Below are 25,556 nucleotides of genomic sequence, written 5' to 3' on the forward strand. Positions count from 1 at the left end.
TAAGCCCTGATGCGAAAGAAGAAAATCCCTGTTTGGCGCGCTCTTGGAAGCGGTCACGTTGCTGGTCAAACGCCGAACACGTCAGCACTGAGCTTCTAGCTTGTACTTTATGAGGTATCGATGACGGCAATTGACTTTCGTGACGCGCATTTGAAAGCGCTGGCGGCAATCGAAGAAATGGCATCCGAGCAAGGGCTGGGTTCGCTTGTGATACTCGATCAGTTAGTTGTCGAGACGCCCGAAGCTTGGTATTTCCCCTATGACTCAGAAGCTTTTGTTGTGCGCGGTGAGATTTCCGAGGCTCTGGCCGGGAACCTGCCAGTGAGAGTGGCGAGGGACGGCACTAGCGTTCGATTCGAACAGCCAGGAGGCTGATCGACAACGCAGCGGCGGCACTTGTCAGGTTTCGCTTCCCCAAATGTGACCCCCGTCACACCCTCTCTCAACCTCGCAGCGAATCACCTAGCTAAGCTAAATTTCTCGGCCTACCGTGTCCGTATACGGGACGACGAGGAGGTCAACATGAGCCCGTTGATGACATCGGTGGACATGATTCGTTACGCGATCGGCGACCAGGTGCGCGAACTCGGCGGCAACGACGAGATGGTGGACCAGATCGCCACCTCCGCCGCCTACGCCGTGTGGATCGGCGCTGCCGCCGACGTTGAGCGGCGCTCGGCCGGACTGTAAATCTGTCGCACCAGATCTGTCGCACCCCGGCGGCACACTGGCGACCATGCTCGACCTGGTCCTGCCGCTGGAGTGCGGCGGTTGCGGCGCACCGTCGACCAGCTGGTGTGACGGCTGCGCCGCGGCCCTGCAGGTCAAGCCCGACGAGCCGCATCTGGTCACCCCGCGCGTCGATCCCGAGGTGCCCGTCTTCGCCCTTGGTCGCTATGCCGGCGCCCGCCGCCAAGCCATCGTCGCGCTCAAGGAACACGGCCGCCGTGACCTGACCGCGCCGCTGGCGCGCGCCGTCGCCGTCGGCCTTCACCACCTGATCGGCTGGGGCGTTCTCGACACCCCGATCACCGTCGTCCCCGCACCCACCCGTGCCTCAGCGGCCCGCCGGCGCGGCGGTGACCCGGTCGCCCAGATCGCCAACGTCGCCACCCGCAACCACCCGGGCATCACCGTCCTGAGCGCCCTGCGGACCAAGGCCCTCGTCCGCGATTCGGTCGGACTCAGCAGCGCCGCGCGCGAAGACAACTTGCGCGGCCGCGTCCGCCTCACCCGTCCTGTCGCCGGACCCGTCGTGCTGATCGACGACATCATCACCACGGGAGCGACCGCCCGGGAAGCCGTGCGCACCCTGCAGGCCGCCGGGGCGCACGTGACGGCTGTGCTCACCCTCGCGCACGCCTGACCTTCCAATGTCCTTGGTCCTTGTAACGAAGGTCCTAAGAACTGAAAACAGGTGCGTCAAAAGGTGGCACCACCCAGTGAACACGGACTACCGTCGGGGCCAACACACCGTGAACACATCACGGGGCGGCCGAGCAGTCGGCCCGCCACTTCGCCGCAACGGTAGGAGGTGATTTCTTCGACCTCTGGCGCCGGCGGGCGAGATTTCGTCATTCTCCTGTCCGGCGCAGTCATCGATGACAGGCCGGGCACGCTCGCTGCGTGCAACCCGTAACAGAAACGAGTTGTGAAGCATGTCAATCCAATCCGTGAATGAAGATCAGCTGACCGACACCGACGAAACCTCCGAAGCAGGACCCCGCGCCGACGTCCAGGTGACGGGCCGCAACGTCGAGGTTCCCGACCACTACCGCGTGTACGTCGCCGCCAAGCTCGCCCGCCTCGAGCGGTTCGATCGCTCCATCTACCGCTTCGATGTCGAGCTCGAGCACGAGCGCAACCGCCGCCAACGCAAGAACTGTCAGCATGTCGAGATCACCGCGCGCGGACGCGGCCCCGTCGTCCGTGGCGAAGCCTGCGCCGAGAGCTTCTACGGAGCCTTCGAGGCGGCCGTCCACAAGCTCGAGAACCGGCTGCGCCGTAGCAAGGACCGGCGCAAGGTGCACTACGGCGACAAGACCCCCGTCTCGCTGCACGAGGCCACCGCCGTCATCGACGCGTCCGCCGCGTTCACGCCGAAGGCCGACAGTGCCGCCGCCGTCGAGGAGATCGCGGTCGACGACCACGAGCCCGGCCGCATCGTGCGCACCAAGGACCACCCGGCCACGCCGATGACCGTCGACGACGCGCTCTACGAGATGGAGCTCGTCGGGCACGACTTCTTCTTGTTCCACGACAAGGAGAGCGACCGCCCTTCGGTCGTCTACCGTCGGCACGCCTATGACTACGGGTTGATCCGGCTCGCGTAGGCCGCCCGGTCCAGGCTGACGGGGACCCAACAGCGCTTCACCTAGGATGGAGGGCGCTCACGCCTCCAATCCACGAGGGAACATACTGTGCTGTCGAAGTTACTGCGCCTTGGTGAAGGTCGCATGGTCAAGCGCCTCAAGGGGGTGGCTGACTATGTCAACACCTTGTCCGACGACGTAGAGAAGCTCTCCGACGCCGAGCTTCGGTCCAAGACCGACGAGTTCAAGAAGCGCTATGCCGGCGGCGAAAGCCTCGATGAGCTGCTGCCCGAGGCTTTCGCCGTGGCCCGTGAGGCCGCGTGGCGGGTGTTGTCCCAACGGCACTTCGACGTCCAGATCATGGGCGGTGCAGCCCTGCACTTCGGCAACGTCGCCGAGATGAAGACCGGTGAGGGCAAGACCCTGACCTGTGTGCTGCCCGCCTACCTCAATGCGATCTCCGGTGAGGGCGTCCACGTCGTCACGGTCAACGACTACCTGGCCAAGCGCGACAGCGAGTGGATGGGCCGGGTGCACCGCTTCCTGGGCCTGGACGTGGGCGTGATCCTGGCCCAGATGACGCCCGACGAGCGGCGCGCGGCCTACGCCGCGGACATCACCTACGGCACCAACAACGAGTTCGGCTTCGATTACCTGCGCGACAACATGGCGCACTCGCTCGACGACCTGGTGCAGCGCGGCCACAACTACGCCATCGTCGACGAGGTCGACTCCATCCTGATCGACGAGGCCCGGACCCCGCTGATCATCTCCGGCCCGGCCGACGGCGCTTCGCACTGGTACACCGAGTTCGCCCGGATCGTCCCGCTCATGGAGAAGGACACCCACTACGAGGTCGACATCCGCAAGCGCACCATCGGCGTGCACGAGCTGGGCGTGGAGTTCGTCGAAGACCAGCTCGGCATCGACAACCTCTACGAGGCCGCCAACTCGCCCCTGGTCAGCTACCTCAACAATGCGCTGAAGGCCAAGGAGCTCTTCCAGCTCGACAAGGACTACATCGTCCGCAACGGCGAGGTCCTCATCGTCGACGAGTTCACCGGCCGCGTGCTGATGGGCCGCCGCTACAACGAGGGCATGCACCAGGCCATCGAGGCCAAGGAGCGCGTCGAGATCAAGGCCGAGAACCAGACGCTGGCCACGATCACCCTGCAGAACTACTTCCGCCTCTACGACAAGCTCTCCGGGATGACCGGTACGGCCGAGACCGAGGCTGCCGAGCTGCACGAGATCTACAAGCTCGGTGTGGTTCAGATCCCGACCAACCGCTCGATGGTCCGCAAGGATCAGACCGACCTCATCTACAAGACCGAGGAAGCCAAGTACATCGCCGTCGTCGACGACGTCGTGGAGCGCTACGAGAAGGGCCAGCCGGTCCTGATCGGCACCACCAGCGTCGAGCGCTCCGAGTACCTGTCGCGCCAGTTCCAGAAGCGGCGCGTTCCGCACAACGTCCTCAACGCGAAGTACCACGAGCAGGAAGCGGCGATCATCGCCGAAGCCGGCCGTCGCGGCGCGATCACGGTGGCCACCAACATGGCCGGCCGCGGTACCGACATCGTGCTCGGCGGCAACGTCGACTTCCTCCTCGACAAGCGGCTGCGTGACCGCGGCCTGGACCCGGTCGAGACCCCGGACGAGTACGAGGCCGCTTGGCACGAGGAGCTGCCCAAGGTCAAGGCCGAGGCGGCCGAGGAAGCCGAGTCCGTTATCGAGGCCGGTGGCCTCTACGTGCTGGGCACCGAGCGGCACGAGTCCCGCCGTATCGACAACCAGCTGCGCGGCCGCTCGGGCCGCCAGGGTGACCCCGGTGAGTCCCGGTTCTACCTGTCGCTCGGCGACGAGCTCATGCGGCGCTTCAACGGCGCCACGCTGGAGTCGCTGCTGACCCGGCTCAACCTGCCCGACGACGTGCCGATCGAGGCCAAGATGGTCACCCGCGCCATCAAGAGCGCACAGACCCAGGTCGAGCAGCAGAACTTCGAGATCCGCAAGAACGTCCTCAAGTACGACGAGGTGATGAACCAGCAGCGCAAGGTCATCTACGAGGAGCGCCGCCGGATCCTGGAGGGCGAGAACCTGCAGCAGCAGGCTCACGACATGCTCGTCGACGTGGTCACCGCCTACGTCGACGGCGCCACCGCCGAGGGCTACTCGGAGGACTGGGACCTCGAACAGCTGTGGGCCGCCCTCAAGCAGCTCTACCCGGTGGGCATCGACCATCATGACCTGATCGACTCTGACGCCATCGGCGAGCCGGGGGAGCTCACCCGTGAGGAGCTGCTCGACGCCCTCATCGAGGACGCCGAAAAGGCTTATGCCGCGCGCGAAGCCGAGATCGAGGCCCTCGCCGGAGAAGGCGCGATGCGCCAACTCGAGCGCAACGTGTTGCTCAACGTGATCGACCGCAAGTGGCGCGAGCACCTCTACGAGATGGACTACCTCAAGGAGGGCATCGGCCTGCGCGCGATGGCCCAGCGCGATCCGCTGGTCGAATACCAGCGTGAGGGCTACGACATGTTCGTCGGCATGCTCGAGGGCCTCAAAGAGGAGTCGGTGGGCTTCCTGTTCAACGTCCAGGTCGAGGCCGTGCCCCAGGCGCCGTCAGTGGCCCCGGTCCAGGTCCCCGAGGGGCTGGCCAACCTGGGCGCCGCCGAGCCGGAGGCCGACGGGCGTCACGCGGCACCGGCCTTGCGCGCCAAAGGGATTGACGACGAGGACTCACGTCAGCTCACCTACACGGGTCCGGCTGAGGACGGCTCGGCGGAGATCAAGCGCAACGGCGGTGGTAAGCACGCTGCGGCGACCGGCGGCACCCGCAAGGAGCGCCGCGAAGCGGCTCGGCAACGTGCCAAGGACTCCAAGACCCTGCGACGGGGCTAAGGATGAACTGAACGCCCCATCGGGGCGTTCAGTTCATGTTCCACGGTTCGCCATAGGTGGTGACGCTGTCCCCGGCCTTGGAGAGCAGGCGGGCGAACGGGCGCAGCAGTAGGCCGCCGGCTGCGCCGGTGACGGTGCCATGCGCATTCGATACCGCGACAGAGCCTTCGGCGCCCCGGACGTCAACGGTGAAGGTGTTGACTTCCTGGATTCCGGGGCCGTTGCCCAAGTTGGCCGCGATCGATACGCCCGGAAGCAGATTGGGCGTGATCACCGACCCCAGCGGATTGAAGTTCTGGGGCGCGATCGATGCCTTGTCGAGCAGCACATTGGGCGTCGTGTACTTGAAGTTGATGCCAACCCCCAGCGACCACGGGAAGCCGACCTGGTACCCGAGCTGCATGGTGCCGGTGAATTGGTCGGCGCCGTCGCCGGTCACGGTGTACGAGGCCTTGCCCGAGTGGAACCACTCGCGGGTCAACCGGTTTCGGTCCAGTGGCGCAACACCGTTGAGGAAGGTGTCCAGCTGTTCGATGGTCAACGTCCGGCCCTTGCCGTCGACGATGCTGTACTGGTTGTCCAGGCCCGCATGGGAGACACCGGCGGCACAGGTCAGTCCGGCGGCCACCGATGCCACGAGTGTCAACAGAGAACCCAGGATCTTCATACCCACCTCGACGGATAGCGGCCAACCACGGACCCACCCAGCCTGATGGGTCGCGCGTGAGGCCGATATCCGCCGACAGGCCGCAGTTGGCCGCCGAGTGGCTGAACTGCGGTGGCGTTACTGGTTCGGGATGTGCATGGCGCTGACCAGATTGCGGTAGAGGCCGTCGGTTGCCAGCAGCTCGGTGTGTGTGCCCTGTGCCCGAATGCGGCCGTCCTGCATCACCACGATCGTGTCGGCATCGACCACCGTCGACAGGCGATGTGCGACGGTGACGACAGCCTGCACGCGTGCCCGCAGCCGAATGCAGTCGTGGATCGCCGCCTCGCTGAGGCCGTCGACGTGTGCGGTGGCCTCGTCGAGTACCAGCACCTCGGAGGGCTCGATGATGGCCCGGGCCAGCGCGATGCGTTGGCGCTGTCCGGTCGAGATCGTCGAGGAGCTCAAGTCGGTGTCCAATCCGTGTTCGAACCCGGCGATGTCGTCGGCCAGGCGGACCTCGTCGAGCACGCGGCGCAACTGATGCTCGGTGGCCGCTCCGGCACTGTAGAGCAGGTTGTCCCGAATGGTGCCCGGCAGGATGGGCGTCTCCTGCTCCACGAACGACAGTCGACGCCGGATCTGGTCATGGCTGGCCGCCGAGTAGGGCTGGCCGCCGAAGAACAGTTCCCCGCGTTCGGGCTCGAGGAATCGCATGATGAGAGACAACACCGTCGTCTTTCCGGCCCCGGACGGGCCGACGATCGCGACATGCCCGTGCGCCGGAACGGTGAGGTTCAGGTCGTGAACGGTCGGCGCGAGTCCGTCGTAACCAGCTGTGACACAACGGAGTTCGAGAGCGGGTGGTTGGGCGGGCGTCCCGCCCGAGGTGCGGGTGTCCGACACCACATCCGATTCCGCCTCGAGCTGCTCGACCTCACGGATGCGGCCGGCGGCGGCCACCCCGGTCTGCAGGGTCGTCATGTTGGTCGACAGTTCGGTCACCGGATCCATCAGCCCGAAGGCGTACAGCAGGAAGGCGACCAGGCTGGACAGCTCCATCGCCCCGTTGCTCACCCGCCATGCGCCCACCGTCAGGATCATGATGATGGACAGATCAACTCCCGCCCATGCGATCGTCTCGGCGATCGCTTCTCGGCGCACTGCGCGGATGTTGTGTTCATTTGCGGCCCTGGCAGATTCGATGATCTGGTCGGCTTGGCGGCGTTCGGCGCGGCTGGCCTTGACCGTGCGGATGGCGCGCAACGTCGCTTCCAGCGCGCCGCCCACTCGGCCCAGGTGGTGTTGGGCGGTCTGCCGCTCGTCGGCGACGCCGGGCATGAGGACTCCGAAGAGCACCGACACCACCGCGATCGCGCCGAGGGTCGCCGCCAGTAACGGCAGGTCCAGCACCGCCATCAGCACCAGGGTGCCGATCAGCATGATCACTCCGTTGATGAGTCCGATCACGCTGGTGGAAGCCGCTTCGTGCAGCAGAACGGAGTCCGAGGTGACCCGGGTGACCAGTTCGCCGACCGGGCGTTTGGTGACCGCCTGGACGGTGGCGCGCAGCATGCGGTCCACCATCGTGGCCCGTGCGTCGAGCACGATTCGTTCGCCGATCGAACCGAGCAGGATCCGCTGCCAGCAGCGAACCGAGGCGCTGAGAACCAGAAGGGCGACCAGGGCGGCGACCGGAATGATGAGCGAGGCGTGATCGCCCATGCTGTCCAGCACCGCCTTGGTGATCATCGGGGTGGCCAGACCCGCCGCCGAGCCGATCAGGCCCAGCACCGCACCGCCGGCCAGCGCGCGGCGATGCGGGGATGCGAACGACCAGAGCAGCCGCAGGCGCGCGGCTCCCGACCCGCGGCGGGTCACCGCGGTAGGGGTGTCGGGCATGGGGACGGACTCCTTTTCGATGCGGGCATCAGCGCTGCGATGGCCCACCGGGGCTTACGTCGAGCTGATGAGATTGACACGTCGTGCCAGCCAGGGAAGCTCCGCGGCCAGCCCCGCCGAGAAGACGCGCCAGTCATGGGCGCCCGGGAGTTCGGTGAGGTGACTCTGCATCCCTGCGGCCGCGGTGGCGTCGTGGACCCGAGCTGCGTCGGGGCGGGTGTCGTGGTCGGCATCGCCGACCACGATGGCCGCCGCGCTGTCAGGGTAGCGACGAAACTTCAGCAGATCCAACGGATTTACCCGACGGAACGCTGCGTCGTCACCGCCGAAGGCGGCGGTCACGGTGGCGCGCCGATCACCGAGCGTCGGTTCGGCTGATCCCGCGATATCGATGATGGTGGGGTACACCTCGGCGTGGTTGGTACCGAGCTGCAGGGCGCAGGTGCCGCCGTAGGAGGCGCCGGCGACCGCCCACGCCACGGGTCGCGGGTCGACGCTGAGGTGGGATTTGATCCAGGCCGGGACGTCGACCGACAGGTAGGTGTCGACGTTACCCAGCGCGGAATTCAGGCAGAGCGGGTCGTTGAACGGCCCACCCGTCGGGTCTGGCACCACCACGATCGGCGCCAGTCCGCGATGCGCGGCAGCGAAGTCGTCCATGATGTGCATCAGCTTGCCCGCGCCTATCCAGTCCTGTGGTGTCCCCGGCTGTCCGGTGAGCAGCACCAGCACGGGCAGCCGTGGCGGGATGTCGCCGAAGTAGGCTGGTGGCAGATAGATCTTGGCCTTTCGGGCGACGAAATGTGATGTGGTGCCCGGGATTTCGGCGGACGTCAGCTTTCCCCGTGCGGGGAGGCTGGCCGGCGGAGTCCAGTTCCGTTCCAGCGGGCCCGGTGTGGGACCCGTCAAAGCCAGCGTTCGCAGTGTGGGCAGGGCCATGTCGTCGGGGCGGGCGATCCCCAGTGCATCGCGGGCCGTTGGGTAGGCGCCGAATACGGCGTTGATCTGATTGGCGCAGGCGGCCAACACGACGACGGTCGTCACGACCAATCCCGATCGGACCGGCCAGCGTTCGGCGGATACGGCAAGCGAGGCGGCCAGGCACAGCGTGAAGACGCCCGCGCCGGCCCACAGCAGGACGGCCGCGGGAATGCGATCCGGGAACAACTGCCACACGTTGCGCGCCAACTCGTCACCGGCGAGTGTCACGGCGGCCGCGACGGTCAGGTAGGTGGCGCCCGCCAACGTCTTGGTCAGCGGGCGTGCGCTGCCGGACAGCATCCGCACGAGGAGCCAGGTGGCGGCCACGATGGCCCCGATCTGCAGCAGCCGGGGAAGCGGGCCGGATAACAACGGCCAGTCCAGCATGTGTACTCGTCTCCCGCGTCGCTCGGCATGGGGCTGCTGCCCACCCGTATCTGTCGATGATCGGTGGCGGCCGACCGCGCGCCCATCCACCGACCGGCCAGATCGGCCAGTCACTCGCCTGGTAGTCGGCGCGCGGCCCGGACGATCGGCTGGTAGTCAACGGCCAGGTGACTGGAGTTGGCCGCCTGGTCTCGCTGGGAGGGTGCCGGACAATAAGCTCGAACAGGTGACCCTGGCAGGTTGGGCAGGTAGACGGGAGAAGTCGGGTGTTGAAAGTCGTCATCGTCGATGACGAGGCGCTGATCCGGTCCGGATTCGAGTTGATCCTGTCCGCCATCGACGACATCGAGGTGACTGCCACCTGCGACGGGATCCATGCCGTCCGGGTCATCACCGAGCACCAGCCCGATGTCGTCCTGCTTGATATCCGGATGCCGGGCAAGGACGGCCTCGGGGTGCTCGCCGAGCTGCAACAGTTGCCGTCGACGCCGACCGTGGCGGTGCTGACCACCTTCGACGCCGACGAGTACATCGCCACCGCCTTGCGGCTGGGGGCGTCGGGTTTCCTGCTCAAGGACACCGACCCGGAGCAACTCCCGCATCTGGTGCGCAGTCTTGCCGCCGGCGGGTTGGTGCTTTCGGACAAGATCAGCCCCAAGGTGATCGCCGGCTACCTCGGTGACCGACCGGACGAAGCCGCCGTCCAGATCATCGGCGGACTCTCCGAGCGAGAGGGGCAGGTGTTGCGACTCCTGGCGCGGGGCCGGTCCAATGGTGAGATCGCGTCGTCTTTGTATTCGAGTGTGGGAACGGTGAAGGACCAAGTCAGTTCGATCCTGTCCAAACTGGGCGTCAAGTCCCGGGTCGAGGCGGCCATCATCGCCCAGCGCGCACGACTGCTCGACGAGCCGTGTTGAGGATCCCGCTGGCTCCCGTGACACGGCGGGTGCTCTCCGAAGTGGGGCTGTTCGCACTGGCCATCGGCGACGCCGTGGGGTCCTGCCTGCCCGACGAGCCCGTCCGGCACTGGGTGTTGGCCGGCATTGCCGTGTCCAGCCTGGTGATCCGTCGCCGGGCGCCCTATCTCGCGCTGGCGCTCGCGCTGCCCGCGGTCGCAACCGACTCCGCGGTGATCGCGGCGATGATCGCGCTCTACACCATCGGTGAGCGCCGCCCGTCCAAGGTCGGCATCGCCGTGGGCTGCGCGGCGTTCTTCGTCTGTTACACCGCGTTGTGGGATCAGTCCTATTCAGGTGTCGACACCCTGTTGAACCTGGTGTACGCCGTCATCTTCTCCACCGCGCCGATCTGGCTGGGGATGTTGATCACCGCGCGGTCCGAGCTGTCCGAGAAGCTGGCTGAGGTGGAGCGGGTTCGCCGGCACGAGGAGGAGTTGGTGGTCGAGCGGGCGCTGGCCGGCGAACGGGCCGCACTTGCCCGCGAGATGCACGATGTGGTGTCCCATCAGGTGAGTCTCATTGCCGTGCAGGCCGGCGCGCTGCAGGTCACGGCTCCCGATCAAGCCTCCATAGAGGCAGCGCGCACGATCCGGATGCTGAGCGTGCGCACCCTCGACGAGTTACGGGAAATGGTCGGGGTGCTGCGGCCCTCGGGGGAGCCGGGGGTGGACCTCACGCCTCAGCCGGGGCTCGACGACATCGCGGCCCTGGTGGCGTCATCGCGGGTTCCGACCAGGATCGACACCGTCGACCGTCTCGGCAGCGCACCCCCGGCGCCGGTCCAGCGCGCTGTCTATCGCGCGGTGCAGGAAGGCCTGACCAACATCGCCAAGCATGCGCCAGGGGCCAGCGCGACACTGACGTTGCGCATCGACCCGAGCCAGGTGGACCTGTCGCTGACCAACACCAAGCCCACCCGGGCGCCCGAGCAACTGCCCAGTTCCCAACACGGACTGCTCGGCCTGCGCGAGCGTGCCGAGCTGTTGGGTGGCGGGTTGTCCGCCGGTAGCTGCAGCGATGGCGGCTACCGCTTGTCGATGACGCTGCCGATCCACAGCTGAGCCCGTCAGCCGATGTGCAGTGCGACCACCTGCCAGCGTGGGCCGGTCGGTGTCGGGACTTGCTGCACCCGGGCGGCGATCGCGTGGACCCGCTCGTCGCGAGTGTAGGTCGCCGACACCTCGGCGGCGGTGCCGTCGGCTCCGATCTGCTGAACCCGCACTCTGCGTAGCCGGGCGGGGGAGCGCCGTTCGTGGCGTACCACCGCAGGCAGCAGTGAGTCGACCAGTCCGCCGGCCAGCAGCGGGCGTAGTTGGCTGAGCGGACGACGCCGGTCGATTACCTCCAGGACCCGTCGCAGCGCTGCGTCGGCGAACATTGCGGCGGCCCGCAACTCGGCGTTGTCCGGCGCGGGCTGCGGGCGTGGTGGCGATTCGGGTGTTCGGTTGCGGGACAAGCAGACCGGAGCCAGTCCGACATCGGATGCGGGGGGTTCGTAGTCGACGACGGGAACGACGCTGGGCATGGCACTCTCCGGTGATCGGTCGATGTGGGACCGGCCGCTGGAGAGGAGCGGGCCGTTCGGGCCATGATGGCACAGTCGCCGTTCTCGCGTATTCACCTGGGGTGCGGGCGGGGCCCGGCGGCGGTTACCGTGTCGAGACGGATTCTGCTCGGCGGGCAGGAGCGGAGCGACCCGGGAATGGTTGCTCGGCGGGTAGGACCCGGTGAGTGGTTGTCGTCGACGAGGGGAATAGCGCAACGATGGTGACTCGGTTGTCAGCATCGGATGCGTCGTTCTACCACCTGGAGAACACCGCGACGCCGATGTACGTCGGCTCGCTGTCCATCGTGCGCAAGCCGCGGGCCGGACTGAGCTACGACACCCTGTTGGAGACCATCGAACGTCGGCTCCCGCAGATTCCGCGCTACCGGCAGAAGGTCCGTGAAGTCACCCTCGGACTGGCCCGCCCGGTCTGGGTCGACGACCCCGACTTCGACATCACCTATCACGTGCGCCGATCGGCGCTGCCCTCACCGGGCAGCGACGCCCAGCTCCACGAGCTGATCGCCCGGCTGGGCTCCCGGCCCCTGGACCGCTCCCGCCCACTGTGGGAGATGTACCTGATCGAAGGCCTGGCCAAGAACCGGCTGGCCATCTACACCAAATCGCATCAGGCCCTGGTCAACGGCCTGACAGCCCTGGAGATCGGACACGTCATCGCCGACCGCACCCAGCGGCCGCCGACGTTCGGTGAGGACATCTGGATTCCGGGGCGTGAACCGAGCGGCCGTCAACTGCTGCTCGGCGCGGTCGGGGACTGGCTGGCCCGGCCCGGCCAGCAGCTCGAGGCGGCCCGTACCGCGATCACCGACGTCGCCACCAGCAGCGCCGAGCTGGCCGATCTGGCGCGCCGGCTGACCGAGGTGGCCCGCACCGTGGCGCGGGGCACCGCACCGGAGAGCCCGCTGAACACCACGGTCTCGCGTAATCGCCGCTTCACCGTGGCCAGCGGATCACTGGCCGACTACCGCAAGGTGCGATCTCGCTACGACTGCGATGTCAACGACGTGGTGCTCGCGGTGGTCGCCGGCGCGCTGCGGAACTGGCTGCTCTCCCGGGGGGAGCCGGTGACCACCACGTCCACGGTGCGTGCGATGGCGCCGACGTCGGTTTACCCCGAAGCCGACCTGGCGGCTTCCGGGCCCGGGCAGGCGATCAGCCAGGTCGCCCCGTTCCTGGTGGATCTGCCAGTGGGGGAAGGCAATCCGGTGGTGCGGCTGTCGCAGATCGCGCACGCCACCGAATCGCACTCGGCGGCGGCAAGCCTGGTGGATGCCCGGACCATCGTCACACTCTCGGGCTTCGCGCCGCCGACGTTGCACGCAATGGGCACCCGGGTGGCCACCCAGTTCTCCGCCCGGCAATTCAACCTGCTGATCACCAATGTGCCGGGGCCGCAGTCGCAGATGTACCTGGCGGGCACGAAGCTGCTGGAGACCTACGCCGTCCCGCCGCTGCTGCACAACCAGGTGCTGGCCATCGGCGTGACGTCCTACTGCGGCATGCTCTACTTCGGCATCAACGCCGACCGCGAGGCGATGAGCGACGTCGGCGTGTTCCCGGCCCTGCTGGCCGAATCGCTCGAGGAACTTCTCGAAGCCGCCCAGTAATTCCGCGAGGTCAGCGCGATCGCCTGTGAACGTACTACGATGCGGCGATGGGTGACGTCGAGACCAACGGTTCGGCACCGAAGGGCAAACAGAAGAAGAAGGCTCGCAAGCTTCCCAATGAGGCCTATGAAGCCGAGTTGTTCAGGCTGCAAACCGAGTTCGTGAAACTGCAGGAGTGGGTGCGGCACACCGGCGCGCGCATCGTGGTGATCTTCGAGGGCCGCGACGCCGCAGGCAAGGGCGGCACCATCAAGCGGATCACCGAGTACCTCAGCCCCCGGATCGTGCGGATCGAGGCCTTGCCCGCCCCCACCGAACGGGAGCGCGGCCAGTGGTACTACCAACGCTATATCCAGCACCTGCCCGCCAAGGGCGAGATCGTCCTGTTCGACCGGTCCTGGTACAACCGCGCCGGCGTGGAGAAGGTGATGGGATTCTGTACGCCGCAAGAACATTCGCTGTTCCTTCGGCAGACGCCGATCTTCGAGCAGATGCTCATCGACGACGGGATCATCCTTCGCAAATACTGGTTCTCGGTATCCGACGACGAGCAGCTACGCCGGTTCCAGTCACGGCGCAATGACCCTGTGCGGCAATGGAAACTTTCCCCGATGGACCTCGAGTCGGTCTACCGCTGGGAGGACTACTCGCGGGCCAAGGATCAGATGATGGTCCATACCGATACTCCCAACAGCCCGTGGTTCGTGGTGGAGTCCGACATCAAGAAGCACGCGCGGCTGAACATGATGGCCCACCTGCTGTCCACCATCGACTACACCGAGGTCGAGCTGCCCAAGGTGGACCTGCCGCAGCGCCCGGTGATCAGCGGCAGCTACTACCGGCCACCACGCGAGTTGTCGACGTACGTGCCCGACTACGTGTCCACCCTCATGGGAGACCCGGAGAGCGGCAGCTAATCTGCGTCAATGCGGGTGTACATCCCGGCCACCTTGGCCATGCTCCAACGGTTGGTCGTCGACGGGTCCATGCAGCCGCTGTCCGGCACGGCGTTCGCCGTGACACCGACGCTGCGCGAGTCCTATGCAGAAGGCGACGACGAGGAGCTCGCCGAGGTTGCTCTCGGCGAGGCGGCGCTGGCCTCGTTGCGGTTGCTGGCGTCTGAATCCGACGCCGGCTCCGGGCTGCCGCTGCGCCGTGCAGTGCTGGTGGCCGATGCGCCGGACGCCGCGGTGACGGCGCGCCCCGATCTCGACGACGCCGTCGTCCGCATCGACGGCCGGGTCGGTCTGGACCGGGTGGTGGCCGCCTACGTCGACAATGTCGCTGCCGAGGGTGCCGTGGCGGCGGCGATCGCCGTCATCGACGATGCCGACCTCGGTGACGAGGACGCCGAGTTGACTGTCGGGGACGCCCAGGACCACGACTTGGCCTGGTACGCCACCCAAGAGCTGCCGTTCCTGCTCGAGCTGCTGTGAAGTCGTGGATACGGAACCGTAAGTTACGGTACCGTAGGTTAGACACGGCAGGAGCAGATATGGCCAAGAACGACGTCAAACTCAAAGCCCACGTGGCCGACACGGTGCGACCGCAGATCGCGGGAGCGGGCAAACGGCCGGCGCTCGACGCGGTCCGTGCGCTGGTCGGACGCATCACTACACCGCTGCTACCCGACGACTACCTACAGCTGGCCAACCCGCTGTGGTCGGCCCGTGAGATGCGGGGCCGCGTGGTCGATGTCCGGCGGGAGACCGAGGATTCGGCGACGCTGGTGATCAAGCCCGGCTGGGGATTCGCCTTCGACTACGAACCGGGCCAGTACATCGGAATCGGCCTGCTGGTCGAGGGCCGGTGGCGGTGGCGGTCCTACTCGCTGACGTCGAGTCCGGTGGCCGCCGGTCCCAGCCGGACGATCTCGATCACCGTCAAGGCGATGCCCGAGGGTTTCTTGTCCAGCCATCTCGTCGGTGGCGTGCAGCCCGGCACGATCGTGCGGTTGGCCGCCCCGCAGGGCAATTTCGTGCTCCCGAACCCCGCACCCGCCCAGGTGTTGTTCCTGACCGGCGGCTCGGGGATCACGCCGGTGATGTCCATGCTGCGCACCCTGGACCGCCGGGGTCAGATCGGCGACATCGTGCATATCCATTCGGCCCCAACGCAATCCGACGTCATGTTCGCATCCGAGCTCGACCGGTTGGCGCGCGAGCACGATGCCTACCGACTGACCGTGCGCACCACCCGCACCGAGGGCCGGCTTGATCTGCAGCGCCTCGACGAGTTTGTGCCGGACTGGCGCGAACGTCAGACCTGGGCGTGTGGCCCGGAGGGCATGCTCGACGACGCCCATGCGCTCTGGGCGGGGGTGGGGCTGGCCGACCGGCTGCATCTGGAGAGGTTCGCGGCTTCCCGTGCGGCCGGCCACGGCCAGGGCGGCACGGTGACCTTCGAACGCAGCGGCAAGACCGCGACCGTCGACGCCGCGACATCGCTGATGGAAGCCGGCGAGCAGATCGGTGTCCGGATGCCGTTCGGCTGCCGGATGGGGATCTGCCAGTCGTGTGTGGTGAGCCTGGTCGACGGGCACGTCCGCGACCTGCGGACTGGTGTCGAGCACGAGCCCGGGACCCGGATTCAGACCTGTGTGTCCTCGCCCTCGGGCGACTGTGCAGTCGACGTATAAGGTTTACTGACTAGTAACCTACGGGTACGTAGGTTACGGTAGCGTAGGAAGCTGAAGGGAGGCACCACCATGGCAATCACCGACGTCGATGTCTTCGCGCATCTGACCGAAGCCGACATCGAGAGCCTCGCCGTTGAACTCGACACCATCCGTCAGGACATCGAGGATTCCCTCGGTGAGCGCGACGCGCGCTACATCCGCCGCACGATCGCGGCTCAGCGTGGTCTGGAGATCGCGGGACGGCTCATGCTCGCCGCGAGCGCGAAGCGCTCGGCCTGGTGGGCGGGGACGGTGACGCTGGGCGTGGCCAAGATCATCGAGAACATGGAGATCGGCCACAACGTCATGCACGGCCAGTGGGACTGGATGAACGATCCCGAGATCCACTCCTCGACCTGGGAGTGGGACATGAACGGGGTGTCCAAGCATTGGCGCTTCACCCACAACTTCATGCACCACAAGTACACCAACATCTTGGGCATGGACGATGACATCGGCTACGGCGTCATCCGGGTCACCCGTGACCAGAAGTGGAAGCCGTTCAACTTGTACGGCAACCTGCTGTTCAACACCCTGCTGGCCATCGGTTTCGAGTGGGGTGTGGGGCTGCAGCACCTGGAGCTCGGCAAGATCTTCAAGGGCCGCGACAACCGTGACGCCACCCTGGTGCGGATGCGGGAATTCGGCGTCAAGGCCGCCGCCCAGTTGTTCAAGGACTACGTGGCATTCCCGGCCATCACGTCGCTGTCCCCGCGGGCCACTTTCCGCTCGACGGCGACCGCCAACGCGATCGCCAACGTTATTCGCAACGTGTGGGCCAACGCCATCATCTTCTGCGGCCACTTTCCTGACGGCGCAGAGAAATTCACCAAGACCGACATGGTGGGCGAGAGCAAGGGCCAGTGGTACCTGCGCCAGATGCTGGGTAGCGCCAACATCGACGGCGGCCCGGTGATGGACTTCATGAGCGGCAACCTGTCCTACCAGATCGAGCACCACCTGTACCCGGACCTGCCGAGCAACCGGCTCGCCGAGATCTCGGTGCGGGTACGTCAACTGTGCGAGAAGTACGACCTGCCCTACACCAGCGGGCCGTTCCTGGTCCAGTACGGCAAGTCCTGGCGCACCATCGCGAAACTGTCACTGCCGGACCGGTTTCTGCGCGACACCGCCGATGACGCACCGGAGACCCGCAGCGAGCGCATGTTCGCTGAACTGGAGCCCGGGTATGCCGGAGTCGATCCGCAGACCGGCCGTAAGCGTGGCCTGAAGACCGCGATCAGCGCGGTGCGCGAGTGGCGGCGGTCCCGGTCCGCCTAGTGCGGGTGTCGCTCGCCGCGCGAAGATGACCGTTCGCCACTACGCTGATGAACAGTTGGTGACTGACGGGCGAACTCAGCCTCTCGCTGTCTGGCATCGGGAGGCGACGTTATCGGGTCATATGTCGGCTACGTCAAGCGTGACGACCGGCTGCACGGGTTCTTGAGCGGAATCGTCCGCGAACATCTTGGCGTCCACACGTCGTCGCCGGCGTTCCGGGCGTTCCGGCTGCGCGGCAGCAACGAGGTGTATGGGTACGAGGAGAAGCACACTCGGGCCCGGGTGATCTGCAAGTTCTACGGACCGCGGTATGGCTGGGATCGGGACAAGGCCGCGGGCATGGCTTTTCGCGAGTATGACAGTCTGCAGCGGCTGCGCGGTTACGACCTGGTCGGCTCACCGCACCACGTGATCCGTCCGCTTGCGGTGGCCCCCGATATCAACGGCGTGATCGCGCTGGAGTTCTACTCCGGTGAGCAGTTCAGCCAGGCGATCGAGCGCTCGATCCGGGACAACGACCATGCGCACCTCTACTGGCGGCTCAAGGCTCTCGCGTATTTCCTTGCCACACTGCACAATCGGACCGCCAACGGAAAGTCGGTGGACTTTGACGTCGACTGCGCCTACTTCGGCCAGATCGTCGACCGGTTGGCACGTCACCATCGCATCGGAGGGTGGGATGTCGACGAACTACTGTGGCTGCAAGGACTCTGGCGGGAACGTCCGGCGATGTGGCAGGACCGCCAGGTGTGGCTGCACGGCGACGCCACCCCGGCGAATTTCCTCTTCGGCCATGGCCTGGACGTCGCCGCGATCGACTTGGAGCGGATGAAGCGCGGAGACCGGATGTTCGACGTCGGACGGGTGGCCGGCGAACTGCAGCATGCGTTCATGCTCGCGACGGGTTCGCGCAAGCGGGCCGAGCCGTTCCTCGGGCACTTCCTGTGGGAGTACAGCTGCCACTTCCCGGACCGCGGCAGCGCGTTCGCCTCCATCACGGCTCGGCTGCCGTACTACATGGCGCTCAACCTGCTGCGGATCGCGCGCAACGACTACATCTCGCCGGAATACGGCGCGCGGCTGGTGCGCAAGGCCAAGCTGCTGCTGCAGGCACCGTAGCGGTATGGATCTCGCCGCTATCGCGTTCGATGTCAATGGCACGTTGATCGAGATCCGCACCGACGACCACTCCCAGGACGCCTTCCGGGCGGTCGGCCACTACCTGACCTACCAGGGCATCGACCTACGCCGCCACCACCTGAGTGAGCTGTACTTCGATCGGCTCAAGGCTCAGCAGCGCAACAGCCCCGAGGCTCATCCGGAGTTCGACGGGCCCGGCATCTGGCGCTCGATCGTCGAGGATTTCGCCAGCGACTACACCCGCCGGCTCCCGCCGCAGCGCCTCGCAGAACTGCCGCTCACCCTGGCCGAGATCTATCGCGGTGTCAGCCGGCGCAAGCTCAAGCTCTACCCGCATGTGCGCTCCACGCTGCGGGTGCTGCGCGAGCATTTCCCGCTGGCGGTCGTCAGTGACGGCCAGAGCAGCTACGCGCGGGGTGAATTGCACAAGGTGGGGCTCACCGAGTTCTTCCACCCCATCGTGGTCTCCGGTGACCACGGGTTCCGCAAGCCCGACCGGCGGCTGTTCCAGTTCGCCCTCGACGGTATGGGCGTGCCGGCCGACAAGACGCTCTATGTGGGCAATGACATGCATCGCGACATCTTCGGCGCCCAAGAGGCCGGCCTGCGCACCGTCATGTACGACTCCGATCAGGGGACCAAGGAACACCACGGCTGCCGTCCGGACCACCGCATCACCGACTTCCGCGATCTGCTCGGACTGGTCGGGCTGTAGGTCCGGCTGCCGCCCTCGGTGCACACCCAACCGACGGTTACTTGGGAATCCAGTCGAAGGTGTCCGGGTTGGGCCCGCGACGGCCGGCCTCACCCTTGTCCAGTGCGGTCAGCTCGTCGATCTGGTCGTCGCTCAGCTCGAAGTCGAAGATGTCGATGTTCTCCCGGATGCGCTCGGTGCTGACCGACTTGGGGAACACGATGTCACCGCGCTCGATGTGCCAGCGCAGCACCACCTGCGCCGGGGACTTGCCGATCTTCTGCGCGATCTGCCCGACGATCGGGTCGTCCAGGACAGCGCCCTGGGCGATGGGTGACCACGCCTCGGTGAGGATGGTGTGCTCGATGCCGTAGGCGCGCACCGCGTCGTTGGTGAAGTACGGGTGCACCTCGATCTGGTTCACCGCGGGCACGGTCTCGGTGTCGCGGGCCAGCTGCTCGAGGTGGGGGATCTGGAAGTTGGACACCCCGATGCTGCGAGCGCGGCCGTCTTTCTTGAACTCCTCCAACGTCTTCCATGTCGAGACGAAGTCACCGTCGTAGAGCGTCGGCAGCGGCCAGTGGATGAGGAACAGGTCGACGTAGTCGAAACCGAGTGCGGAGATCGTCGCGTCGAAGGCGCGCCGCGCGTCATCGGGCTTGTGGAAGCTGTTGTTGAGCTTGCTGGTGATGTACACCTCGGAGCGGTCGATCCCGGCGTCGCGGACGCCCTGCCCGACCCCCTTCTCGTTCTGGTACATCTCGGCGGTGTCGATGTGGCGGTAGCCGATCTCCAGTGCCGTGCGGACGGCTGCCGCGGTCTGGTCGGGCGGGATCTGGAACACCCCGAACCCGAACTGGGGGATCGTCGTGCCGTCGTTGAGGGTGAGCTGAGGAACCTGGGAGCTTACGGTCATGACTGCGGTGTGCCTCTCTGTCGCCGATATCAAACAACGCTAGTCAGTACGCGGCCGCTTCGCTCAGGGCGTTCAGCAGCCGTCGGGCCGCCGCGACCCGTCGGGCCTGCGGACCGGTCAGCCCGTCCAGCGCGCATTCCGGGTCCGCGGGCGGCCCCAGATGGCCGCAGCCGCGTGGGCAGTCGCCGATCGCATCAGCCAGATCGGAAAACGCCGCCAGGACGTCATCGGGTTCGACGTGGGCCAGGCCGAACGACCGGATCCCGGGGGTGTCGACCACCCAGCCGCCGCCGGGGAGTGGCAGGGCCACCGACTGGGTCGACGTGTGCTTGCCCTTCCCGACTCCCGACACCTCGCCGGTGGCCCGATCTGCCTGCGGGACAAGGCGATTCACCAAGGTGGACTTGCCGACCCCGGAATGGCCCAGCAGGACGGTCAGCTGGCCGGCCAGCAGGGGCAGCACCAGGTCGAGTGGGTCGTCCCGGCCGGCGGTGATCACGGTGAGGTCCAGGTCGGCGAACTGGTCGGCGAACGGTTCGGCCGGAGCCAGGTCGCTCTTGGTCAGGCACAGGATCGGTCGCAGTCCACCGACGTAGGCGGCGATCAGCGCCCGGTCCACCAGTCCCGTGCGCGGCGGCGGATCCGACAGCGCCACCACGATCAGCAACTGGTCGGCGTTGGCCACCACGACCCGTTCGGTGGGATCGGTGTCATCGGCGGTGCGGCGCAACACCGTTGCCCGTTCGGCACGACGCACGATGCGGGCCAGGGTGTCGGCACGTCCGGACAGGTCGCCGACGACGTCGACTCGATCACCGACCACGATCGGGGTGCGGCCCAGTTCGCGAGCCCGCATCGCGGTGACCGGGCGGTCCGGGTCGCCGTCGAGAACACAGCCCCAACGGCCTCGGTCGACGGTCACCACCATGGCCGAGACCGCGTCGGCGTGTTCCGGGCGGGTCTTGGTGCGGGGACGCGAGCCACGGCCCGACCTGATCTTGACGTCGGACTCGTCGTACTCGTGTCGTCTCAATCGCGCCCCAGCATCTCGGCCCACATCCGCGGGAAGTCGGGCAGCGTCTTGCCAGTGGTCGCGATGTCCTCGACCTCGACACCGGGGGAACGCAGTCCCACGATGGCACCGGCCGTCGCCATCCGATGGTCGGCATAGGACCGCCAGATGCCGCCGTGCAGGGGGCGGGCGGTGATCACCAGACCATCCTCGGTCTCGGCGCAGTCCCCGCCGAGGCCGTTGATCTCGGTGCTCAGCGCGGCCAGCCGGTCGGTCTCGTGGCCGCGCAGGTGCGCGATGCCGGTCAGCCGCGACACCGACCCCGGCTGCGCCAGTGCGGCCAGTGCCGCCACGGACGGGGCGAGTTCACCGACATCGTTCAGGTCCACGTCGAAGCCGGGGTAGCCGCCGTCCGCCCCGCGTACCTCGAGGTATGAATCTGTCTGCTGCACAGCCGATCCCATCAATTTCAGGATCGAGACAATGGTGTCGGCGGGCTGCACACTGGCGCGGGGCCAACCGGTGATGCGCACCGTGCCGCCGGTGGCCACCGCGGCGGCCAGGAACGGTACCGAATTCGACAGGTCCGGCTCGACATCCCAGTGTCGCGCCGCCACCGCACCGGGCGCGATCTGCCACTGGTTGGCCTGGGTGTCGTCCACCTCGACGCCGGCCTCGCGCAGCATGGCCACCGTCATCGCGATATGCGGTGCTGAGGGCAACGAGGGGCCGGTGTGCACCAGCGTCAGGCCGATCCGGAACGAGGCGCCCGACAGCAGCAGCCCGGAGACGAACTGCGAAGAAGCCGAGGCGTCGATGTGCACGGTGCCGCCGCGCACCCCGCCGTGGCCGCGCACCAGGAACGGCAGCCCGGTGCCCTCGATGTCCACGCCGAGGCCGCGCAGACCGTCGAGCAGGGGAGCGATTGGCCTGGCCCTGGCCTGGTCGTCACCGTCGAATTCGACCGCCGCCGAGCTCAGCGCCGCCAGCGGCGGCACGAACCGCAGCACCGTGCCGGCCAGGCCGCAGTCGATGCGCGCGTGCGCGCCGGGGTCCAGGGTTGCGCCCACCGTCAGCTCGGTGCCGTCGCCGTCGACCGACAGGCCCAGCGTCTGCAACGCGGCGATCATCAGATCGGTATCGCGGCTGCGCAGCGCCCCGCTGATGGTGGAGCTGCCCTGACCCTGGGCGGCGGCCAGCGCGGCCAGGATCAGGGTGCGGTTGGTCTGTGACTTGGAGCCCGGCACCGTGACGGTGGCATGCACGGGATCCGGTGTGCTCGGTGCCGTCCACAGTTCGGTGCTCACGGGCTACATCCTGCCTTGTCGCACCGGTGGGTAACCATGGAGCCATGTGCGGACGATTCGCGGTGACCACCGACCCGGCCCTGCTGGCCGCGAAGATTCAGGCCATCGACGAAGCCACGGCGGCAGGGGAGAGCCGGGGAGCCAACTACAACGTCGCGCCCACGGCCACCATCGCGACGGTGGTGAGCCGGCATGACGAGCCCGAGGACACTCCCACGCGCCGGGTGCGCCTGATGCGCTGGGGCTTGGTGCCGCCGTGGGTGAAGGCCACCGCCGACGGCACACCGGAGGCCAAGGGCCCGATGTTGATCAACGCCCGCGCTGAGAAGGTGACCACCTCACCCGCCTTTCGGGCATCGGCCAAGAGCAAGCGCTGTCTGGTGCCCATGGACGGCTACTACGAGTGGAAGCCGAATCCGGACACCCCGGCCGGGAAGAAGGCTCGTAAGACGCCGTACTTCATGTACCGAGCCGACGGCGAGCCGTTGTTCATGGCGGGGTTGTGGTCGGTGTGGCGGCCGGACAAGGACGGCAGTCCGCTGCTCACGTGCACGATCATCACCACCGACGCCGTCGGCCAGCTTGCCGAGATCCATGACCGGATGCCGCTGGTCCTCGACGAACGAGACTGGGATCGCTGGCTGAATCCCGACACACCTGCCGCGGTTGACCTGTTGGCGGCCCCGCCCGATATCGGCGGGATCGCGGTGCGGGAGGTGTCGACGCTGGTCAACAATGTGCGCAACAACGGTCCGGAACTCATCGAGCCCACCGAGCCAGACAACCAACCGGTTGGACTGTTCTAGGCGGGCGGGGGCGGCTAGTCTCACAGGCACCTTCCGCCCACCGAGAGGAGCGGCCATGACCGCGGTCCAGCCCAAGTCCGACCAGGCCACCATCACCGTTCACAACCCGGCCGACGGCCGGGTCGCCGGCACCGTCCCGATCGAGGGTGCCGAGGCCGTCGCGGCCAAGGCCCGCGAGCTGCGGTTGTTCCAGCCGGAGTGGGAGGAGATCGGGCCCCGAGGCCGCAAGGTCTGGATGAACAAGTGGCAGGACTGGATCCTGGACAACTCCGAGCACCTGGTCGAGGTGCTGATGTCGGAGACCGGCAAGTCCCGCAGCGACGCCTCACTCGAGCCGGTGGCGCTGGCCGACTCCATCAAATACTGGGCGGGCAATGCCGAGGAGTTCCTCTCCGACCGCCACCCCAAGCCGCACAGCCTGCTCTTCAAGGTCAAGAAGCTCACCACGGTCTACCGGCCCTATCCGCTGGTCGGCATCATCGAGCCGTGGAACTTCCCGCTGGCGATGCTGGCCCTGGATGTGGTGCCTGCGCTGGCCGCCGGCGCCGCCGTCTTGCTCAAACCCTCTGAGGTGACGCCGCTGTCGGCCGTCGAGTTCGTCCGCGGCTGGAACGAGGTCGGTGCACCGCCGATCCTCGGCCTGGCCACCGGCTATGGCGACACCGGCGCCGCCGTCATCGAGAACGCCGACTACGTCCACTTCACCGGCTCGACGGCCACCGGCCGCAAGGTCGCGGTCGCCTGCGCCCAGCAGCTCAAGCCGTTCAGCCTTGAGCTCGGTGGCAAGGATCCGGCGATCGTGCTGGCCGACGCGGATATCGAGCGGGCCGCCAACGGCATCGCCTGGGGCGGGATGTTCAACTCCGGTCAGGTGTGCATCTCGGTGGAGCGGGTCTACGTGGAGGCACCGGTCTACGACGAGTTCGTAGCCAAGCTGACCGACAACGTCCGCTCGATCCGGCAGGGCCAGGAGTCCACCGGGTTGAAGTACGACACCGGGGCGATGGCCACCCCCGCCCAGCGCGACATCGTCGACCGGCACGTCCGGGAAGCGGTCGCCGACGGGGCCCGGGTGCTGGCCGGCGGCAAGCCCACCGGTGTGGGCACCTTCTTCCAGCCGACGGTGCTCGCCGACGTCACCCCGACCATGAGCTGCATCGCCGAGGAGACGTTCGGACCCACCCTGCCGGTGGTCAAGGTCGCCGACGAGAACGAAGCCGTCCGGTTGGCCAATGACTCGGTGTACGGGTTGTCGGCCAGCGTCTGGACCGGCGATATCGAGCGCGGGGAGCGGCTGGCCCGCCGTCTGGAGTGCGGCGCGGTCAACATCAACGACGCACTGACCAACGTGTTCTGCCCGCCGCTGCCGATGGGCGGCTGGAAAGAATCCGGCATCGGCTACCGCTCCGGCGGCGCCAACGGCCTGATCAAGTTCTGCCGCCAGCAGGCCATCACGGCGCCCAAGCTGCCCACCCAGAAGTCCGAGTTGATGTGGTACTCGTCGTCGAGGCGTCAGGGCAAGCTGGCATTGGCAGCCATGCGGGCCATGGCCGGCCGTGGTGTGCGGCGCGTCGGGCTGCGGCCCAAGAACTAGGGCGACTACGCGCCCGGGTAGCCCGGCGGGTTGGGGGTGTCGACCCACAGGTCGAGCCCCAACTCGGAGCCGGGGATGCAGTCGTACACCGACAGGTCGGTGACGCCGGAGTCCAGCAGCACGTCCTCGCACAGCAGGGAGTGGCCGGTGAATTCGCGGGCGGGCTTGCTCAGCACCGCGTAGGCGGCATCGGAGTAGACCTCGGGCTTGCGGGAGCGGGCCATCGCCTCGTCACCACCGAGCAGGTTCTGCACGGCGGCGGTGGCGACCAGGGTGCGCGGCCACAGCGTGTTCGAGGCGATCCCCGCGGCGCGCATCTCCTCGGCAATTCCCAACGCACACAACGTCATTCCGAACTTCGCGATCATGTATGCCGTCGGCTTGAGCCACTGCGACTCCAGCCGGATCGGCGGCGAGAGCGTCAGGATGTGCGGGTTCTCCCGGCCCTTCATGTGCGGGATGCACGCCTGCGACACCGCGTAGGTACCGCGGATCTGGATGCCGTTCATCAGGTCGAACCGCTTGAGCGGAACCTCCTCGATGGAGCCGAGGTTGATCGCCGAGGCGTTGTTGACGCAGATGTCGATCCCCCCGAACTGTTCGACCGCCTTGGCCACGGCGGCCTCCACCGAGTCGCCGTCGCGCACGTCGCCGACGATCGGCAGAGCCTGGCCGCCGACCTCCTCGATCTCCTTGGCCGCGGTGTAGATGGTGCCCGGCAGCTTGGGGTGCGGCTCGGTGGTCTTGGCCACCAGGGCCACGTTGGCGCCGTCGGCGGCGACGCGTTTGGCGATCGCCAAGCCGATCCCGCGGCTGGCTCCGGAGATGAACATGGTCTTGCCGGCGAAGGTCATGGGCTTCACC

General features: G+C 67.1%; 24 protein-coding genes. 16 read left to right on the plus strand and 8 right to left on the minus strand.

Annotation, left to right across the window (positions count from 1 at the left end; genetic code table 11):
• Nucleotides 1-120: 120 nt before the first annotated feature.
• From G6N35_RS26250 to secA, 5 genes are all read left to right on the plus strand, one after another.
• On the plus strand, nucleotides 121-375 hold the full coding sequence (locus tag G6N35_RS26250) for a YrhB domain-containing protein (RefSeq protein WP_163807265.1): 255 nt from the start codon (nucleotides 121-123) through the stop codon (nucleotides 373-375).
• A 147-nt stretch (nucleotides 376-522) separates the two neighbouring features.
• The gene (locus G6N35_RS27000; RefSeq protein WP_170313151.1) at nucleotides 523-690 is read left to right on the plus strand and encodes a hypothetical protein; all 168 of its coding nucleotides are present in this window, start codon (nucleotides 523-525) and stop codon (nucleotides 688-690) included.
• A 46-nt stretch (nucleotides 691-736) separates the two neighbouring features.
• Nucleotides 737-1,366, plus strand: a complete 630-nt coding sequence (locus G6N35_RS26255; RefSeq protein WP_163807266.1) for a ComF family protein — start codon at nucleotides 737-739, stop codon at nucleotides 1,364-1,366.
• Between the two features lie 292 nt (nucleotides 1,367-1,658).
• Nucleotides 1,659-2,333, plus strand: a complete 675-nt coding sequence (gene hpf / locus G6N35_RS26260) for a ribosome hibernation-promoting factor, HPF/YfiA family (protein WP_163807267.1) — start codon at nucleotides 1,659-1,661, stop codon at nucleotides 2,331-2,333.
• 87 nt (nucleotides 2,334-2,420) lie between these two features.
• A complete protein-coding gene (gene secA, locus G6N35_RS26265) occupies nucleotides 2,421-5,216 on the plus strand; it encodes a preprotein translocase subunit SecA (protein ID WP_163807268.1) in 2,796 nt (931 codons plus the stop codon).
• 28 nt (nucleotides 5,217-5,244) lie between these two features.
• Here the strand turns inward: secA and G6N35_RS26270 are convergent, their stop codons facing one another.
• From G6N35_RS26270 to G6N35_RS26280, 3 genes are all read right to left on the minus strand, one after another.
• Complete coding sequence (locus tag G6N35_RS26270) at nucleotides 5,245-5,883, minus strand: porin MspA (RefSeq protein WP_163807269.1); 639 nt, start codon at nucleotides 5,881-5,883, stop codon at nucleotides 5,245-5,247.
• 117 nt (nucleotides 5,884-6,000) lie between these two features.
• Nucleotides 6,001-7,764 carry an ABC transporter ATP-binding protein gene (locus G6N35_RS26275; protein ID WP_163807270.1) on the minus strand — a complete coding sequence of 588 codons (1,764 nt, stop codon included), beginning with the start codon at nucleotides 7,762-7,764 and terminating at the stop codon, nucleotides 6,001-6,003.
• A 54-nt stretch (nucleotides 7,765-7,818) separates the two neighbouring features.
• Nucleotides 7,819-9,132, minus strand: a complete 1,314-nt coding sequence (locus G6N35_RS26280) for an alpha/beta hydrolase (RefSeq protein ID WP_163807271.1) — start codon at nucleotides 9,130-9,132, stop codon at nucleotides 7,819-7,821.
• Between the two features lie 266 nt (nucleotides 9,133-9,398).
• Here G6N35_RS26280 and G6N35_RS26285 point away from each other — a divergent pair, with 266 nt between their 5' ends.
• Together G6N35_RS26285 and G6N35_RS26290 are read left to right on the plus strand one after the other, a co-directional pair.
• Nucleotides 9,399-10,049: a response regulator gene (locus tag G6N35_RS26285; protein WP_163807272.1), complete on the plus strand. Its 651-nt coding sequence runs from the start codon at nucleotides 9,399-9,401 to the stop codon at nucleotides 10,047-10,049.
• 17 nt (nucleotides 10,050-10,066) lie between these two features.
• Entirely contained in the window at nucleotides 10,067-11,152 is a 1,086-nt protein-coding gene (locus G6N35_RS26290) for a sensor histidine kinase (protein ID WP_163807273.1), read from the plus strand.
• A 5-nt stretch (nucleotides 11,153-11,157) separates the two neighbouring features.
• Here G6N35_RS26290 and G6N35_RS26295 read toward each other — a convergent pair whose 3' ends face one another.
• A complete protein-coding gene (locus G6N35_RS26295) occupies nucleotides 11,158-11,616 on the minus strand; it encodes an Rv3235 family protein (protein WP_163807274.1) in 459 nt (152 codons plus the stop codon).
• A gap of 239 nt (nucleotides 11,617-11,855) precedes the next feature.
• Here G6N35_RS26295 and G6N35_RS26300 point away from each other — a divergent pair, with 239 nt between their 5' ends.
• The 7 genes from G6N35_RS26300 to G6N35_RS26330 all read left to right on the plus strand — a co-directional run bounded on the left by G6N35_RS26300 (nucleotide 11,856) and on the right by G6N35_RS26330 (nucleotide 19,078).
• Nucleotides 11,856-13,265 (plus strand): WS/DGAT/MGAT family O-acyltransferase, encoded by a 1,410-nt coding sequence (locus tag G6N35_RS26300; protein WP_163807275.1) that lies wholly within the window; start codon nucleotides 11,856-11,858, stop codon nucleotides 13,263-13,265.
• A 47-nt stretch (nucleotides 13,266-13,312) separates the two neighbouring features.
• Nucleotides 13,313-14,182, plus strand: coding sequence for a polyphosphate kinase 2 (gene ppk2 / locus G6N35_RS26305; RefSeq protein ID WP_163807276.1), 870 nt, complete (start codon nucleotides 13,313-13,315; stop codon nucleotides 14,180-14,182).
• 9 nt (nucleotides 14,183-14,191) lie between these two features.
• Nucleotides 14,192-14,701, plus strand: coding sequence for a DUF6912 family protein (locus G6N35_RS26310; RefSeq protein ID WP_163807277.1), 510 nt, complete (start codon nucleotides 14,192-14,194; stop codon nucleotides 14,699-14,701).
• Nucleotides 14,702-14,760: 59 nt separating this feature from the next.
• A complete protein-coding gene (locus G6N35_RS26315; protein WP_163807278.1) occupies nucleotides 14,761-15,903 on the plus strand; it encodes a ferredoxin reductase in 1,143 nt (380 codons plus the stop codon).
• A 69-nt stretch (nucleotides 15,904-15,972) separates the two neighbouring features.
• Nucleotides 15,973-17,223 carry a fatty acid desaturase family protein gene (locus G6N35_RS26320; RefSeq protein WP_163807279.1) on the plus strand — a complete coding sequence of 417 codons (1,251 nt, stop codon included), beginning with the start codon at nucleotides 15,973-15,975 and terminating at the stop codon, nucleotides 17,221-17,223.
• 162 nt (nucleotides 17,224-17,385) lie between these two features.
• Nucleotides 17,386-18,342: a phosphotransferase family protein gene (locus G6N35_RS26325; RefSeq protein ID WP_163807280.1), complete on the plus strand. Its 957-nt coding sequence runs from the start codon at nucleotides 17,386-17,388 to the stop codon at nucleotides 18,340-18,342.
• A 4-nt stretch (nucleotides 18,343-18,346) separates the two neighbouring features.
• Nucleotides 18,347-19,078: an HAD family hydrolase gene (locus tag G6N35_RS26330; protein WP_163807281.1), complete on the plus strand. Its 732-nt coding sequence runs from the start codon at nucleotides 18,347-18,349 to the stop codon at nucleotides 19,076-19,078.
• Nucleotides 19,079-19,115: 37 nt separating this feature from the next.
• On the opposite strand, the gene G6N35_RS26335 is transcribed toward G6N35_RS26330, so the two are convergent.
• The 3 genes from G6N35_RS26335 to aroA are packed head-to-tail and all read right to left on the minus strand — an operon-like array spanning nucleotide 19,116 to nucleotide 22,292.
• Nucleotides 19,116-19,973 carry an aldo/keto reductase gene (locus G6N35_RS26335; protein ID WP_163807282.1) on the minus strand — a complete coding sequence of 286 codons (858 nt, stop codon included), beginning with the start codon at nucleotides 19,971-19,973 and terminating at the stop codon, nucleotides 19,116-19,118.
• Nucleotides 19,974-20,016: 43 nt separating this feature from the next.
• On the minus strand, nucleotides 20,017-21,006 hold the full coding sequence (gene rsgA, locus G6N35_RS26340; protein ID WP_163807283.1) for a ribosome small subunit-dependent GTPase A: 990 nt from the start codon (nucleotides 21,004-21,006) through the stop codon (nucleotides 20,017-20,019).
• Nucleotides 21,003-22,292 carry a 3-phosphoshikimate 1-carboxyvinyltransferase gene (gene aroA / locus G6N35_RS26345; RefSeq protein WP_163807284.1) on the minus strand — a complete coding sequence of 430 codons (1,290 nt, stop codon included), beginning with the start codon at nucleotides 22,290-22,292 and terminating at the stop codon, nucleotides 21,003-21,005. The genes rsgA and aroA overlap by 4 nt, the downstream gene beginning before the upstream one ends.
• Before the next feature lie 44 nt (nucleotides 22,293-22,336).
• Here aroA and G6N35_RS26350 point away from each other — a divergent pair, with 44 nt between their 5' ends.
• Nucleotides 22,337-23,098: an SOS response-associated peptidase gene (locus G6N35_RS26350; protein WP_163807285.1), complete on the plus strand. Its 762-nt coding sequence runs from the start codon at nucleotides 22,337-22,339 to the stop codon at nucleotides 23,096-23,098.
• Nucleotides 23,099-23,153: 55 nt separating this feature from the next.
• The gene (locus G6N35_RS26355; protein ID WP_163807286.1) at nucleotides 23,154-24,692 is read left to right on the plus strand and encodes an aldehyde dehydrogenase family protein; all 1,539 of its coding nucleotides are present in this window, start codon (nucleotides 23,154-23,156) and stop codon (nucleotides 24,690-24,692) included.
• Between the two features lie 5 nt (nucleotides 24,693-24,697).
• On the opposite strand, the gene G6N35_RS26360 is transcribed toward G6N35_RS26355, so the two are convergent.
• Nucleotides 24,698-25,546, minus strand: a complete 849-nt coding sequence (locus G6N35_RS26360) for an SDR family oxidoreductase (RefSeq protein ID WP_163807287.1) — start codon at nucleotides 25,544-25,546, stop codon at nucleotides 24,698-24,700.
• Nucleotides 25,547-25,556 lie beyond the last annotated feature (10 nt).

Origin of the sequence: Mycolicibacterium anyangense (genome assembly GCF_010731855.1) — a bacterium.
GTDB classification, from domain to species: Bacteria; Actinomycetota; Actinomycetes; order Mycobacteriales; family Mycobacteriaceae; genus Mycobacterium; species Mycobacterium anyangense.

What these genes read in the sequence shown, in the direction of transcription:
- G6N35_RS26250 (WP_163807265.1), top strand. Translation starts at nt 121, where the DNA reads ATGACGGCAATTGACTTTCGTGACGCGCATTTGAAAGCGCTGGCGGCA.
- G6N35_RS27000 (WP_170313151.1), top strand. Translation starts at nt 523, where the DNA reads ATGAGCCCGTTGATGACATCGGTGGACATGATTCGTTACGCGATCGGC.
- G6N35_RS26255 (WP_163807266.1), top strand. Translation starts at nt 737, where the DNA reads ATGCTCGACCTGGTCCTGCCGCTGGAGTGCGGCGGTTGCGGCGCACCG.
- hpf (WP_163807267.1), top strand. Translation starts at nt 1,659, where the DNA reads ATGTCAATCCAATCCGTGAATGAAGATCAGCTGACCGACACCGACGAA.
- G6N35_RS26270 (WP_163807269.1), bottom strand. Translation starts at nt 5,883, where the DNA reads ATGAAGATCCTGGGTTCTCTGTTGACACTCGTGGCATCGGTGGCCGCC.
- G6N35_RS26275 (WP_163807270.1), bottom strand. Translation starts at nt 7,764, where the DNA reads ATGCCCGACACCCCTACCGCGGTGACCCGCCGCGGGTCGGGAGCCGCG.
- G6N35_RS26280 (WP_163807271.1), bottom strand. Translation starts at nt 9,132, where the DNA reads ATGCTGGACTGGCCGTTGTTATCCGGCCCGCTTCCCCGGCTGCTGCAG.
- G6N35_RS26295 (WP_163807274.1), bottom strand. Translation starts at nt 11,616, where the DNA reads ATGCCCAGCGTCGTTCCCGTCGTCGACTACGAACCCCCCGCATCCGAT.
- G6N35_RS26300 (WP_163807275.1), top strand. Translation starts at nt 11,856, where the DNA reads ATGGTGACTCGGTTGTCAGCATCGGATGCGTCGTTCTACCACCTGGAG.
- ppk2 (WP_163807276.1), top strand. Translation starts at nt 13,313, where the DNA reads ATGGGTGACGTCGAGACCAACGGTTCGGCACCGAAGGGCAAACAGAAG.
- G6N35_RS26310 (WP_163807277.1), top strand. Translation starts at nt 14,192, where the DNA reads ATGCGGGTGTACATCCCGGCCACCTTGGCCATGCTCCAACGGTTGGTC.
- G6N35_RS26315 (WP_163807278.1), top strand. Translation starts at nt 14,761, where the DNA reads ATGGCCAAGAACGACGTCAAACTCAAAGCCCACGTGGCCGACACGGTG.
- G6N35_RS26320 (WP_163807279.1), top strand. Translation starts at nt 15,973, where the DNA reads ATGGCAATCACCGACGTCGATGTCTTCGCGCATCTGACCGAAGCCGAC.
- G6N35_RS26330 (WP_163807281.1), top strand. Translation starts at nt 18,347, where the DNA reads ATGGATCTCGCCGCTATCGCGTTCGATGTCAATGGCACGTTGATCGAG.
- G6N35_RS26335 (WP_163807282.1), bottom strand. Translation starts at nt 19,973, where the DNA reads ATGACCGTAAGCTCCCAGGTTCCTCAGCTCACCCTCAACGACGGCACG.
- G6N35_RS26350 (WP_163807285.1), top strand. Translation starts at nt 22,337, where the DNA reads ATGTGCGGACGATTCGCGGTGACCACCGACCCGGCCCTGCTGGCCGCG.
- G6N35_RS26355 (WP_163807286.1), top strand. Translation starts at nt 23,154, where the DNA reads ATGACCGCGGTCCAGCCCAAGTCCGACCAGGCCACCATCACCGTTCAC.
- G6N35_RS26360 (WP_163807287.1), bottom strand. Translation starts at nt 25,546, where the DNA reads ATGACCTTCGCCGGCAAGACCATGTTCATCTCCGGAGCCAGCCGCGGG.